Origin of the sequence: Methanobrevibacter sp., from assembly GCF_017447225.1 — an archaeon.
Lineage (GTDB): Archaea > Methanobacteriota > Methanobacteria > Methanobacteriales > Methanobacteriaceae > Methanocatella.
This window is the reverse complement of sequence record NZ_JAFSNZ010000101.1, coordinates 1-13,887: the sequence shown is the minus strand read 5'-3', so window position 1 is coordinate 13,887 and position 13,887 is coordinate 1. Positions and strand designations below refer to the sequence as shown.

Below are 13,887 nucleotides of genomic sequence, written 5' to 3'. Positions count from 1 at the left end.
CCTGAAAATAGGCCTGCTATACCCATTATGATCATCAAAATTCCTATGATATAGAATTGTAGAGACATGATTAATGGTATTGCAAGGATATTGGTTGTGAATATGAATCCGAATATTACTGCCAATATTCCTGATATAATGAGGAGACCTCCCATTCCAGTTCCGCCAAAAATTCCTGTAATTATTGCAAAAATACCTAATAACAGGAAACTTAATCCAAGTAAGGTTGAAGCAAGGGCAGTACTGAAAACAGGACAAACAATAAATATTAATCCTAATATTATTGATAGGATACCCATAATTTGATTGTTGTTCATTTTCTCACCTTTAACTTTTATTTTCTAAAATTAAAATTCAATTTATATTAAATATGAATTTCAATTGTTATATATGGATTTATTATTATTAAAACATTATTGTTTGATTATATCAAAAAAGAGAACGTTTGTTCGCTTTTTGAAAAAAATTTTGTGTTCAAACCATTCCCTATGTAAAATAATTCTATAATAACATATTGGACAAAAAAGGTATTATAATTGGTTTATATCAGCTATTTCTTTGTGAAACAATCATATAAAAACTGTTTGTTGCAAAAATTAATACAAAAGCTTCAAAGATTGATGAAATCATTATATCGCTCAGGAAAAATTTCAAAGAAATTAAAATATTGAACATGACAATGATTATTGCAGAACCTGCCAGTATGAACTTGATATATCTTATATAACCTATTTCTTTAACGACTTCAAACACGTTTCTTAAATTCAATGCCTTTTTCATACTGTCTGTCTTAAGTAGTATGATTCTTCCAATAAATCCGAATGAAATCAATGTCATGGCTATTAACATACCAATAATCAGGTTGATTTGCAGACTGTGGGCTAAATCCAGTTGCAGATTGATTGGAATGCTTTCAGATAATTCGTGCAGGGTTAAAAATGCAGTATTCATGTCATTGCTTAAGAAATAGTCGTGGATATGAATTATCTTGGTGTAGACTCCAGTGGGGATAGTAAATAGCAGTGAAAGCAGGAAAGATAAAATCATGTAGTATAGATTGATAATGTACTCCTTAAATCCTTCCATGATATTTTCTTTAACATTGAAGTATTCAACTTCCGTTTTGTTCACTACACGATTGACATGGCTTAACATGATTCCCACAATCATGAGAATAACTAATGATGTGGCTCCCATAATGGGCAATGACCATTTTCCGATGTGGAGTGAATATAATTCATCAGAGATAATCTTACACAGGACAGCTAATGCGATTACAAAGATGAATGTCTTATACTCCCTAAACGGCTTAAAAAATGATTCTTTAATTATGTCTTTTACCATTATATTTCTCCAAATTTTGTTTCAATCCATAACATGTTTTTGACTTCGCTAATGTTGATTCTGCAAGGAAAATAGCAGAAATCATATTATGTGGCTGTTCATTAATAAAATATTATAATGATTCCCACAATGAGTTCTATCCTTTTCTATAGTTAAAATTATGTAAAAGAACATATTTAACTGTTTATATTCAATTGAACTAAAATTATGCTTAATTGTGAATAAAAATACTTCAAAAACTTCTGAGTGAAAATGTTAATGTATTTTTATCTAATATGTGTAATTTATTCTGATTAAAGGGGTCAGGGTATTCTTGTACGTTTTAGATAAATGTTTTGAAATCTAACAATTGTATTGTGTGTTGGCATAATATGGGGTTCAATGTCAAAAATTATAAATATTTTTTGTGATAAATAATATATTGAAGATTATTGTGTAAATGATATATTTAATCTGTGTGTATTTTTGAATGAATTATTAAATGCATTGCATGTTTGAAGAGTAATTTGACTGTAACTTAATATTGGTGATATTATGGTGGATAAAATAATGTGTCCCAGTTGTCATAAGATGAATGACATACACAAATTCTGTATTTATTGCGGTAAAGAATTGCCAATAGAAGATAATCAGATTAGGCTTATGAATGATAATACTGAAGCATATTGTCTTAACTGTGGACGTCCGGCTATGAAAGGCCAGAAAAAATGTGAATGTGGATATGAATTTGGCGATATAAACTGTCCTGAATGCAATACATTAAATTCCTATACAAACAGATTCTGCACCTCCTGTGGTGAAAAGCTTTGGACATCTAATGTATATGACTATAAATATTCTGAAAGTCTTTTTGAAAAGCATCTTCTGAAGGAAAGATTACCGTATTCCTTACGAAATACCTCATTGTACCAACGTCCCAATATGGATTTTAAAATCTATAATCTGTATAGTGAGGGGTACTCAAATAGCTTAGAAAGTCTTATATCTAAGATAGATAAGTATTTATGCAAAATAGGTTCAAGATGGAAAGTTGTTTCTCCCAATTATTGCATAAATTGTATTAACATTATAAAGTCGAACGAATACTCATGTACAAAATGCGGAGCGATTTTATTTGCTGATAAAAATAGGGTCAGTTATCTTCAAACCGAAAATAAATATGCTGAACCTAAATTTTATAAAAAGGAGTTGAAATGGACTCCAAAATCCTCTTATTATTATTTGGACTCTTTAAATCCTGCAATAGGAGAATCCCAATTTGAATATCGGGAGAGACTCAAATGGGAATTTGCTGAAAACAATTATTATAAAAAAATTATAATTAATCGTAAACAGAAAGAGGAACAGCGTATAAAACTGGAAGAAGAACGTAAAAGAAAGGCAGAGGAACGTGAAAGACAGCTGGCTGAACGTAGAAAATGGGAAGAAGAATATATACGACAATATGGTGGAGGATATTGTAGTTCAAGTTGCAGATATTACTATGAGGAAATTATAGATAGTGGCGGAGGAATAAGCGCTGATTATAGTGATGACATGTGCGGTGTTGATTATCTTTGTAGCTTGGGACATTTTGTATCCCATGGAAGTTTCTGTAAAGATTATGAATAACATGAAAAATTATTAATTATTTTAAACAAATTAATCATTTAGAGATGGTTAAAAATGACAAATAAAATATGTCCTGAATGTGGGACTGAACAGGAAATTTTTGCTAAGTTCTGTAAGAACTGCGGATTTCAATTGACTGATGAAAACAAAAATGATAATGTGATGAAATGCAGTCATTGTGGGGCTGAGTTAAGTGATGAGGCATTCTGTCCCAATTGTGGAAAAGCCACTGGAATAAAGATTTGTCCTAATTGCAGGCAAAAGACGGTCAATGAGGACTATTGTTCTGTTTGCGGATACAAAATCAATCAAAACATTAAAATATGTGCTAATTGTGGAAGTAAAATTGATAAAATGGCCAATGTATGCGCACATTGTGGTGCGAAAGTGGCTGGGAAAAATCCTGTTGTGGCTTTGATTCTGTCATTTATTTTCCCAGGTTTGGGTCAGCTATATAATAATCAAAACCATAAGGGAATTACACTCATTATTGCATACATTGTATCCGGGATATTAACTTTATTGCTTATTGGAATAATCTTGGCAATTCTAATATGGATTTATGGGATGTATGATGCATTTATCTCAGCAAAGGCCATTAACAATGGGGAATTGATTGAAGATAGGATTTTTTGAGTTGACTTAAATGTGTGATGATTACATTATTAGAACGGCAACAATTGATGATTTGGATGAAATTCATAATGTGGAATCAGAATGCTTCAGTAAAAATGAGGCTGCAACTAAAAAACAATTCGAAGAGAGATTAACATATTATCCTACTCATTTTTGGTTAATTTTTGATGATGATAAACTGATAGCATTCATAGACGGTTTTACAACCAATAAAAAAGATTTAACAGATGAGATGTTTGAGGATGCCTCACTGCATGATGAATCAGGGGATTGGCAAATGATTTTCGGATTAAATACCCGTCCGAATTATAGAAAGCGAGGACTTGCGGGAAAGCTTGTCAACCATCTAATTGATAACGCTAAAAATGAAAATCGTTCAGGAGTAGTATTGACCTGCAAAGAAGAATTAATCAGCTATTATTCAAGATTTGGTTTTGTAGATGAGGGAATCAGCGAATCCAAACATGGTGGTGCTGTTTGGCATCAAATGAGATTGACCTTCTGAACAGTAATTTTCTAAAATATTCCAATATCTTCTTCATCCAGGTAAAGTTCGTTTAGTTTTAATCTGATGTCATCGGGGATTCTAATTGATTTCTCTTTTAGATAATCATAGTGAACTATAATGGATTTTCCCTTTGCCTTAAGTTCACTGTCCTGCCAGACTTCGTTTCCTACAGTAAATGATGAGTTTCCAATTTTTAGAATATATGTTCTTATCTCCACGTCCTGACCGTAACGAATCTGGCCTACAAAATCTGTTTCGTTTCTAACCAATATCAGTTTCCATTTCTCTAAATTTAAATCCAAATCCGGAATGAAATATCTGTAAATCTCTTCTCTTGCAAGCTCGAACCATTCGCCGATATGGTTGTTGTTGACATGTTTCATCCCGTCTATTTCACCAAATCGTGGAGTTATAATCATCTTTAAAATTTTAATCACCAATGAAAAGGTTGTTCCTATATAATCAAAAAAACATTAAAAATCCATATTTAATTTTTGCTTATAAACTTAAAAAATAGTAAAAAAAGAGCTGAATAAATCTATTCAGCGTTAATTTCAATATCGAAAGTCATTGCTTCGATTGCAGCACTTTCACCAGATTTAATGGTGTATAATGGTGAACCTAATAAAATTAAGTTGTTGTTAACTTCTCTAATTTTGTTATCGGTGACTTCTTGCATGTGGGTACCGTCATATAGGAATCCAGCGTCGCCGTCGCCTTCTAATTTGTATGAAATTACTTCGCCATTGTTTTTATTTGTAGCTTTTACATTAACAATCATAATTAAAATCTCCATTATGTTAATATTATTATTTATGTATTTTTCTTATATATTAATATTAGTCTGAAAAAATCAATTTATCTATAATGTCCATATCCAAGTTCTCTTCAACTATCTCGGCAAGTCTATTTAAGGAGTAGTCTTTTTGAGTTTCATATGGATCTTCACCGGTTCTGGCTTCAAGGCCTTTTTTAACACGAATGTAGTTTAAAAATTCTCTTCTGAAGTTATAGTTATGGAATATTCCATGGAAATATGTTGCAAAAATATTGCCTTGGGATGCACCGTCAATTTTACCTTCTTCATTATTTCCCTGGCCTTTTTTGATATTTAAAAGGGCATTGCATGATTTTAACTCAGTGGTACCTTCATGAATCTCGTAACCTGTAACTTCTTCGCCTGCAATGTTTTTAAATATTTCTCCTGCAAGACCATCCAGATTATCCGGAATCGTTGCAACGGATTGGGTTACAATTTTACCTTGTCTTGAGAAGCTGGATTCGATGTCAAGCAGGCCTAAACCTTTGATTGTACCGTGCTCGGATTCACGTTTATCCTCATCATGAATTATGTTTCCAAGAATCTGCAATCCTCCGCAGATTCCAACAATCGGAATTTCTTCTGATTTTTCAACAATCTGTTTTGCAAGGCCGCTTTCATGAAGCGCAAATGCATCTTCTGTTGAGTTACGGGTTCCCGGAATTAATATGGCATCAACATCCCCAATCTCATCATTAACACCAATCATTTTAAGCGCCACATCATCTTCGTATTCAAACGGATCGATATCTGTGAAATTGGCTATTTTTGGAAGTCTGATGACTCCGATAGTGATGTCTCTGTCTTCTGCAAATACATGTGTTGTAAGTGATGCTGAGTCCTCTTCAGGCAGTTTTAAGGTTTCATCATAAGGAAGAACTCCCAGAACAGGCTCTCCGGTTATCTCTTCAATCCTGTCAAGACCCGGCTTTAAAATATCCAGATTGCCTCTGAACTTGTTGATGACAGTTGCCTTTAGACGGGACCTGTCATAATCATCCAGTAAAACGTAAGTCCCGGCAATGGCAGCAAACACTCCTCCCATTTCAATATCTGCAATAAGTATTACATTGGCATCGGCCAGATGGGCAATTTCCATATTTGCAATGTCCTGCTCTCTCATATTGATTTCAGCAGGTGAACCGGCACCTTCAATAAATATGATATCGTACTGTTCGGATAATATATTAAAGCTTTCTTTAATGGCATCAAATGCAGTATCATGATATTTGTGCTGATAATCGTAGAAGTCCATGTCGCCGATTGATTTTCCCTGGATAATGACATTGGATGTGAAGTTTCCTTTTGGCTTGAGCAGAACAGGGTTCATGTGGATGCTTGGTTCAATCATAGCGGCTTCAGCCTGTAGCATTTGTGCTATTCCAATTTCTCCGTTTTCAAATGTTGTATAAGAATTTAAAGACATGTTTTGGGATTTGAAAGGAGCTACCTTGTATCCTCTGTTTTTATAAATTCTGCATAATGCCGCTACAAGCATACTTTTTCCGGCATTTGATGATGTGCCCTGAACCATTAAACATTTTGCCATAAAAAATCACTTTATTTTTTTTAAACTTAATTATATATTTTCTATCTAAATGTTTATATAATTATATTTTCAAACTATTATTAATGTGAATTTAGGCATACGAAAATTTTTATTCACATTCCTAATTTTTGATTAGGGGAGACTAGATAAAATGATTTTTTTAAATAATAAGGTTAAATCCCTATTATTTGCTTTAGTTGTATTTACTATTGTAATTTCATTATCTTGCGTAGGTGCAAGTGATGATTTCAATCAAACTAATGATATAATAGGTGATGAAAATACGGGTGATGTAATTACTGCATCCGGCGAGATATTTATTAGTCCGGATGGAACTGGTTCTGGAGAAAGTGCTGACAGTCCAACAGATTGGGATGAAGCTTATTCCCTTGCAAAGGACGGAGATACAATAGTATTTTTAGGTGGAAATTATACCTGGGACATGATGCAAACATTTTCAAAAAGTCTTATTTTAAAAGGTTATGGTGATGATGAAGCTATAATCGATGCTCATGATTCCACTGGCTTTTTTAGAACAACGACTGGAACAACCATCCAATTAATTAATTTAACATTTTTCAATGCTCAAACAGGAGATACCGATAGAGGAAGTATTGTAAATAATGGAAAGTTAATAATCATCAATTCTTATTTTGCAAAAAATAAGGGATGGGGAACAGAAGGCGGAGCAATTCATAATTATGGAAGCTGTGATGTTTATAACTCTACTTTTGTATCAAACACTGGTAAAAAAGGAGGATCATTTTATGGAGATAAACACTCAGTTTTAAATGTTTATAATTCTATTTTCATTTCAGGCTCTTCAAAAGGGGGGAATTGTTTTAATATTAAAGAGGCTACTGCAAATATTTATAACTGCCAATTTTATAAATGCAGTGCAAAAACAGGTATAGTCTATACGAAAAAAGGTACTGTAAACATTTTTAATTCAAATTTTTCAGATTCAAGTGTTGTTGATTATGCTGCCTGTGTGGATGTAGATAAGGAAAGCAGTGTTTATATTGAAAATTGTAATTTTGATAATTGTACATCAACTGGAGGTGTTATCTGGAATACTGATGGTAAAAAAATAGGAACAGGAAATGGTGGAGCAGTTTATGTTGAAAAAGGTGGAAGTTTAACCATTAAAAATTCAAAATTCACTAATTGTGGTGCAAAATCAAATGGTGGAGCATTATATATTGAATCAAAAGGGAATGCTTTAATCCAAAACTGTACTTTTATTTCAAATAATGCTGCTCAGGGAAGACATATCTATATTGAAGGATCTGTTCCTACTGTCAGTGATTGTACCTTTGAGGTAAATGACACATTAAATGCAGAAAATCTTTCATCCGGAGGTGTTGTTGTAAATATTCATGTTGATGTCGGTACCAATTTCATGCAATATGATATTCCGGTCATGATGTCTGAAAATGAGGTTGGTGAAGTGAATAAGGTAAATTCAGCTATTAACTTAAATAATCTGGCTGACGGCCAGTACAATCTAAGTTTAAATGGCAATGATAAGTTATCTACTAATAAATATATTTTTACACAGGAATATGTTTTATTTAATGTGGGTAATACTTCTTTTGATGATAATGGAAGTGGTGATGAAATTAAATATGATTTAAAAGCCCCTGAAGTTGAATTATATTATAAAAACGGCACTAGATTTTATGCATATCTCTTTGACAGCAATTCCAATCCTGTTGCTAATGAAAATGTAACAATTTCAATTAACGGTCAGGAATATGTCAGAACCACTGATGCAAATGGAAGCGTTTCTTTAGCTATTAACTTGAATGTTGGTGTTTATGATGTTGAAGTTTCATCAAAAAACATTTCTGCCAACTCAAAAATCACTGTTTTAAGCACTATTTCTGGAAAAGATGTTACTAAAATCTTCAGCAACGGAACTCAATACTATGCTACATTTACTGATGGTCAGGGTAATCCTTTAGCTAACGGCACTGAAGTTGAATTCAACATTAATGGTGTAATGTACAAACGTCTAACTAATGAAAATGGTACTGCAAGATTAAACATTAACTTACGTCAGGGTAATTATATTATTACCGCTACTAATCCTGTTAATGGTGAAATGGCTTCCAATACCATTACAGTTCTTCCGAAAATCGTTGAAAACAGTGATTTGGTCAAATATTATAGAAACGATTCTCAGTATGTTGTTAGAGTTTTAGGTGATGACGGCAATCCTGTTGGTGAAAATGAAACCGTCACATTCAACATTAACGGTGTAATGTATGAAAGAAAAACCAACGCATCAGGATACGCTCAATTAAACATTAATTTAAGACCTGGAGACTACATCATCACAGCAATGTATGGCGGATGCTCAGTAGCTAACAACATCACTGTCAAACCGATTTTATCAGCTGAAAACATCACAATGAAATATCGTGACGGAACTCAGTTCAATGCTACATTGCTTGACGGTGAGGGAAATCTGTATGTTGGACAAAACGTAATATTCAACATTAATGGTGTTTTCTACAACAGAACAACGGATAGTGCCGGAATAGCTCATTTAAACATTAATCTGCAGGCCGGTGAATATATCATCACCTCTATGTATAATGGCGCAGTTATAGCTAATAAAATAACAATTAATTCAGTGTAAATGGATATTGATTATATCCATTTATTTCTTTTTTTTATTTTTCTTACTTTAGTTTACTAAATTAGAAAACTTTTTATATATAATAAAATCAATATAATTAGTAGTAGGAAAATGTAGTTTACTAAATGTTGAATTTTTATTTATATATTAGTGAGGTTTTTTAATGAAATTTGATGAAAAAGAACCAATTGATGATTCTTCTAAAGAGGTTGTTTTAGAACCGGAAATTGCACAGGACGGTGAAAAAACTAAACCTATGTTAGATTATGATAATATCAAAAGTTCTGAAGACATTGAGGTTCCTCCGTTATTAATTGATCAGGTTATAGGTCATGAAGAGTCAATAGAAACAATTAAAAAAGCAGCAAAACAAAGAAGGAATGTTTTGTTAATTGGTGATCCTGGTGTTGGAAAATCCATGCTTGCAAAAGGAATGGCTCAAATATTACCACATGAAACTTTACAAGATGTATTGATTTATCCAAATGCTGAAGATAATAATCATCCTTTAATAAGGACTGTTCCTGCTGGCGAAGGTAAAAAAATAGTAAGAGCAACAAAAGGTTCCGCTCGTGGACACGAAGAACGTAAAACTCTTATCACCACATTAGCTATCGGCGGAATATTGGTTATCGGATTTTTCTATGGAAGAATTCTTGAATCCATTATTGCAGCAGCATTAATATTACTTATTTCAATTCAAATCAAACCAAAAAACAATAATATGGCTCCTAAATTATTGGTTAATAATGAAGAGAAAAGATTTGCACCGTTCATGGATGCAACTGGTGCACATGCAGGAGCATTGCTTGGTGATGTACGTCACGACCCATACCAATCAGGAGGATTAGGAACTCCTGCACATGAACGTGTGGAAGCAGGTATGATTCATAAGGCTAATCGTGGAGTATTATACATTGACGAAATAGGTACAATGTCTATGAAAACCCAGCAGGAACTCTTATCCGCAATGCAGGAAAAACAGTATGCAATCACAGGACAAAGCGAAAACTCAAGCGGTGCAATGGTAAGATCACAGGCTGTGCCATGTGACTTTGTTCTTGTAGCATCAGGAAACCTTCAGGTTCTCGAAGGAATGCACATTGCGATGAGGTCACGTATCAGAGGTTACGGTTACGAAGTATTCATGAAAGATTATATGGATGATACAACTGAAAACAGACAAAAACTGGTTCAGTTCGTAGCTCAGGAAGTTAAAAATGACGGCAGAATTCCTCATTTCGCTCCTGATGCATTGGATGAAATTATTCTTGAAGCAAAACGCAGATCAGGCAAGCAAAATGCACTAACTCTTAGATTAAGGGATTTGGGCGGTTTAGTCAGATCAGCTGGTGATGTAGCTATTGAAAAAGGCGAAGATATTGTAACAGCAGAGCATGTTGTTGAAGCAAGAAGATTTGCAAGAACCCTAGAACAGCAAATAGCTGACAGATCAATCATCCAAAGAAAAGACTACAGTATGGTATCTGCTGAAGGCGGAAGAATCGGTTTGGTAAACGGACTTGCTGTTATCGGAGACAGAAGCGGAATTGTTTCACCTATTGCAGCTGAAGCAGCACCTTCACAATCCAAAAACGGCGGTCAAATCATCGCTACAGGTAAACTTGGTGAAATCGCTTCAGAATCAGTTCAAAACGTAAGCGCATTAATCAAAAAATACACTAACAAGAATCTGTCCGATTATGATATCCACGTTCAGTTCATTCAGACCTATGATGGAGTTGAAGGGGATTCAGCTAGTGTAAGTATCGCAACTGCAGTAATTTCCGCTGTTGAGGAAATTCCGATTGATCAGACTGTTGCCCTAACAGGTTCACTCAATGTTCGTGGAGATGTAATGCCTATTGGTGGTGCTACAGCTAAAATTGAAGCAGCTGCTGAATCTGGAATGAAAAAGGTACTGATTCCTAAATCCAACATGAAAGATGTCATGATTGAGAAGAAATACGAGGACATGATTGAGATTATTCCAACCGAAACATTAAGTGATGTTTTAGAAAATATCTTAATTAGCGGAAGCAAAAAAGACCAATTGATTGAAAAGATGAAATCAATCGGTTCAAAAGTTGCTGACAAAGTTCCTCAGTCAACTTTACAAAAGCCAACTACTAACTAGTTGGTTTACCACTATTTTTTTTAATTTTTAACTATTTTTCCAAAATAATTATATATATTTGTTTTAAAAGTATATACTATGAGTATTAAAGTGAGTATTGCAAAATCATTAGCTAAAATTGGAGGACCTATATCCAAGTTAGGTTCCGGAAGCGGTAAAAGTTTTGCAGGAATTGTTTTTACAAAAATTGCAGGAATCGATGCAATTTCAGAATTATCACATGATTTGGGTATTGGATCCGTTATACTTACAGGAACTAACGGAAAAACAACAACCACAACCCTTTTAATCAAATTATTATCAAATGATGTGCCAATCAGGAGTAGTTTTGAAAGTAATACAATCAATGCTATTGCTTCTGCATTAATTCAGCAAAAGGGAGATATTGGTGTTTTTGAATATGGAATCCGTAACAAAAAATATGGAATTCCAGACACTGTTCAGAGAGTCGTTGACCCAGTAGGTGTTGTCTACACAACCATATCCCCAGAACATGCGCAGGTGGCGGGTGTTAAAAATCCTTTCAATGAATATTATGAAGCTAAAGAGCTGTTATCAAAAGGTATGAATAATGGAGTCATAATAACCAACTGTGATGACCCAAGAACTGCATTTTTGGGATATAAAAAACGTGATGATGTAAAAATCAATTATTATGGTCTTGAAGTCGATGATATCCATGATTTCTTTGATGCTGATGTTATTGAATGTCCTAACTGCGGAAAGGAACTGACTTATGAAAAACGCTTTTTAAATCACAGAGGAATATATTCCTGCAAATGCGGATTCAAACGTCCCGAAGCTGATGTAAAATTAACACATGTGGAATTCACCAATGAAAAATGGATGCTAACAATTGAAGGGGACTTGTTCAACTATCCAACCAATAAAAATGTTTCATTTAAAGTTGATTTAACGGTGCCTCCGTTCGGTTTTCATAACATTTACAATACTCTAGCTTCAATTACCGCTTATGCAACATTCACTCCAAAGACTTCAAACATTGAATCCACCATTAAAACAGTATTCAATAATCTGGACATGTCATTCATTCCTCCTGGAAGATTTGAAGTTGTAAAACATGAAAATAAGTTAATAGGTTTAGGTCAGGGAGATAATGGTGATGCAGCAAAAATCAATGCACTTTTCATGGACCAGTTCATAGAAGGACCATTGGAATTCATTTATACAACTCCTGATGTAGATGAAGAGGAGATATTTGATGACCACTTTGAAGTAATCAAGGCGCTTAAGCCAAGCCATGTAATTGTGGTTCCCGGAAGAAAATCCATTGAAAAGGCGGAAGAATATTATAATATTATCAAAAAGGAATATCCTGATGCTGAATTTTATCCATTAAGCTATGAGGAAATGACCAAAAGAATCAACAAGCTATATGAATTGGCCATTGAATCAGAATATGACTATGTCATCATGACAGGCTGTGGTGAAGAGCAGGCAATGTGGGAAAACATTAAGCAAAAACTAATCAAGAGATAATTTTCTTTTCAATTATCTCTGCCAATTTTTTGTATAATCCATCATCACTTTTCTCAATTGCTTTAAAGCCGGATTCGACTTTGCATCCACACAAATCAGTTGTCCCGATGATGTAGTCGGATGTGTCTTTTTCAATCAGTATTCCGAAATACACTTCGTTTTCATGAGCATTTTTCTCATATTCTTCCTGTGTGATTTTGATTGTCTCATCGACAAATGAAAATATGTCACATTCATTGACAAGGGGAATGAATGCAAGCATTCCGCAGTTAATGAAGATATTCTCTTCTTTCAATATTTTCATGAACTTTTCTTCAAAGCTGTCTTCATCTGAAATGCCGTATCCGTTAATCTCATCAATGGTATTGCTTCCCATGTAATAGTTTTCATCAATTATTGTTGCAACCAAATCAGGATCCATATAATTATTGCAGGAAGCCCTTATATTTTTAATAGTTTCATAAACATCCATCACAATACGCCTCGTACTTTTCACATAATTCAATGACTTCATTAATTTTAGGAATTTTGTCAATCCAATATAGATTGAGTCATATCTATATGTTTAAAAATAAATAAATTTTTTTGAAAATTAAGTTTAAATACTTCTAATTTATATTTAATAATAATGACACGAATTTGTTCTAAATGTGAATATGAAAATCAGGACGATTATGATTTTTGTGCCAAATGCGGCAATCCTTTAATCGAAGGTGTTCAGCCTAAAAATTTCATTGTCTATCAGGCACAGCCAAGGCTCAACAAAAAAGCAGTATTTCTGTCCTATCTCGTAACTATATTTCTTTCATGGAGCGGATTTATTGTAGGTGTTATTTCAAAGCATACGAACATGGCAATATTCACATTTTTCGGATTTTTCTTACCGTTTTACCTTATGCAGGCTCCAGTTAAGGAGTTAAGACGCCATGGATACATTCAGTTAATAATATCCACAATTGGTGTGATGTTATCAATTTATGTTATGTTTTAAATGACTTAAGTGACTGTCAATTTGTTAGGACTTTTGTTATAAAGTAGTGTTTATTTGTTTAAAAATCCTTTTTTCAGTCTTTTTTTATAATTCGGGTTTTTATTTTTCCGTTAAATTTATATAATAGTTATATTCATGATTTTG

13 protein-coding genes are annotated in these 13,887 nt (G+C 33.4%); 7 read left to right on the top strand and 6 right to left on the bottom strand.

Going from position 1 to position 13,887, the window contains the following annotated elements; all coding sequences use genetic code 11:
- On the bottom strand, positions 1-317 hold a 317-nt coding region (locus IJQ68_RS09770), incomplete at its 3' end, for a DUF308 domain-containing protein (protein WP_292799880.1).
- A gap of 229 nt (positions 318-546) precedes the next feature.
- Complete coding sequence (locus tag IJQ68_RS09765; RefSeq protein ID WP_292799877.1) at positions 547-1,344, bottom strand: DUF4013 domain-containing protein; 798 nt, start codon at positions 1,342-1,344, stop codon at positions 547-549.
- 534 nt (positions 1,345-1,878) lie between these two features.
- Between IJQ68_RS09765 and IJQ68_RS09760 the strand changes: the two genes are divergently transcribed.
- From IJQ68_RS09760 to IJQ68_RS09750, 3 genes are read left to right on the top strand one after another with little or no spacing between them, the layout of a single operon-like run.
- Positions 1,879-2,955 (top strand): hypothetical protein, encoded by a 1,077-nt coding sequence (locus IJQ68_RS09760; RefSeq protein WP_292799874.1) that lies wholly within the window; start codon positions 1,879-1,881, stop codon positions 2,953-2,955.
- A gap of 54 nt (positions 2,956-3,009) precedes the next feature.
- Positions 3,010-3,591, top strand: a complete 582-nt coding sequence (locus tag IJQ68_RS09755) for a zinc ribbon domain-containing protein (protein WP_292799871.1) — start codon at positions 3,010-3,012, stop codon at positions 3,589-3,591.
- 10 nt (positions 3,592-3,601) lie between these two features.
- Entirely contained in the window at positions 3,602-4,096 is a 495-nt protein-coding gene (locus IJQ68_RS09750; protein WP_292799868.1) for a GNAT family N-acetyltransferase, read from the top strand.
- 11 nt (positions 4,097-4,107) lie between these two features.
- On the opposite strand, the gene IJQ68_RS09745 is transcribed toward IJQ68_RS09750, so the two are convergent.
- The 3 genes from IJQ68_RS09745 to cobQ all read right to left on the bottom strand — a co-directional run bounded on the left by IJQ68_RS09745 (position 4,108) and on the right by cobQ (position 6,468).
- Entirely contained in the window at positions 4,108-4,527 is a 420-nt protein-coding gene (locus tag IJQ68_RS09745) for a thioesterase family protein (RefSeq protein ID WP_292799886.1), read from the bottom strand.
- 110 nt (positions 4,528-4,637) lie between these two features.
- Positions 4,638-4,880: a hypothetical protein gene (locus IJQ68_RS09740; RefSeq protein WP_292799865.1), complete on the bottom strand. Its 243-nt coding sequence runs from the start codon at positions 4,878-4,880 to the stop codon at positions 4,638-4,640.
- 58 nt (positions 4,881-4,938) lie between these two features.
- Positions 4,939-6,468: a cobyric acid synthase CobQ gene (gene cobQ / locus IJQ68_RS09735; RefSeq protein WP_292799862.1), complete on the bottom strand. Its 1,530-nt coding sequence runs from the start codon at positions 6,466-6,468 to the stop codon at positions 4,939-4,941.
- A 151-nt stretch (positions 6,469-6,619) separates the two neighbouring features.
- Here cobQ and IJQ68_RS09730 point away from each other — a divergent pair, with 151 nt between their 5' ends.
- The 3 genes from IJQ68_RS09730 (at position 6,620) to IJQ68_RS09720 (ending at position 12,752) form a co-directional block, all read left to right on the top strand.
- On the top strand, positions 6,620-9,115 hold the full coding sequence (locus IJQ68_RS09730) for a right-handed parallel beta-helix repeat-containing protein (protein ID WP_292799859.1): 2,496 nt from the start codon (positions 6,620-6,622) through the stop codon (positions 9,113-9,115).
- A 187-nt stretch (positions 9,116-9,302) separates the two neighbouring features.
- Positions 9,303-11,252 (top strand): ATP-dependent protease LonB, encoded by a 1,950-nt coding sequence (gene lonB, locus IJQ68_RS09725; protein WP_394355667.1) that lies wholly within the window; start codon positions 9,303-9,305, stop codon positions 11,250-11,252.
- Between the two features lie 78 nt (positions 11,253-11,330).
- On the top strand, positions 11,331-12,752 hold the full coding sequence (locus tag IJQ68_RS09720; RefSeq protein WP_292799856.1) for a Mur ligase family protein: 1,422 nt from the start codon (positions 11,331-11,333) through the stop codon (positions 12,750-12,752).
- Here the strand turns inward: IJQ68_RS09720 and IJQ68_RS09715 are convergent.
- On the bottom strand, positions 12,742-13,224 hold the full coding sequence (locus IJQ68_RS09715; protein ID WP_292799853.1) for a hypothetical protein: 483 nt from the start codon (positions 13,222-13,224) through the stop codon (positions 12,742-12,744). The genes IJQ68_RS09720 and IJQ68_RS09715 overlap by 11 nt on opposite strands.
- 156 nt (positions 13,225-13,380) lie before the next feature.
- Between IJQ68_RS09715 and IJQ68_RS09710 the strand changes: the two genes are divergently transcribed.
- The gene (locus tag IJQ68_RS09710) at positions 13,381-13,743 is read left to right on the top strand and encodes a zinc ribbon domain-containing protein (RefSeq protein ID WP_292799850.1); all 363 of its coding nucleotides are present in this window, start codon (positions 13,381-13,383) and stop codon (positions 13,741-13,743) included.
- Positions 13,744-13,887: the final 144 nt, after the last annotated feature.

Coding starts and splice junctions, on each gene's coding strand:
- IJQ68_RS09765 (WP_292799877.1), bottom strand. CDS start 1,344: ATGGTAAAAGACATAATTAAAGAATCATTTTTTAAGCCGTTTAGGGAG.
- IJQ68_RS09760 (WP_292799874.1), top strand. CDS start 1,879: ATGGTGGATAAAATAATGTGTCCCAGTTGTCATAAGATGAATGACATA.
- IJQ68_RS09755 (WP_292799871.1), top strand. CDS start 3,010: ATGACAAATAAAATATGTCCTGAATGTGGGACTGAACAGGAAATTTTT.
- IJQ68_RS09750 (WP_292799868.1), top strand. CDS start 3,602: ATGTGTGATGATTACATTATTAGAACGGCAACAATTGATGATTTGGAT.
- IJQ68_RS09740 (WP_292799865.1), bottom strand. CDS start 4,880: ATGATTGTTAATGTAAAAGCTACAAATAAAAACAATGGCGAAGTAATT.
- cobQ (WP_292799862.1), bottom strand. CDS start 6,468: ATGGCAAAATGTTTAATGGTTCAGGGCACATCATCAAATGCCGGAAAA.
- IJQ68_RS09730 (WP_292799859.1), top strand. CDS start 6,620: ATGATTTTTTTAAATAATAAGGTTAAATCCCTATTATTTGCTTTAGTT.
- IJQ68_RS09720 (WP_292799856.1), top strand. CDS start 11,331: ATGAGTATTAAAGTGAGTATTGCAAAATCATTAGCTAAAATTGGAGGA.
- IJQ68_RS09715 (WP_292799853.1), bottom strand. CDS start 13,224: ATGGATGTTTATGAAACTATTAAAAATATAAGGGCTTCCTGCAATAAT.
- IJQ68_RS09710 (WP_292799850.1), top strand. CDS start 13,381: ATGACACGAATTTGTTCTAAATGTGAATATGAAAATCAGGACGATTAT.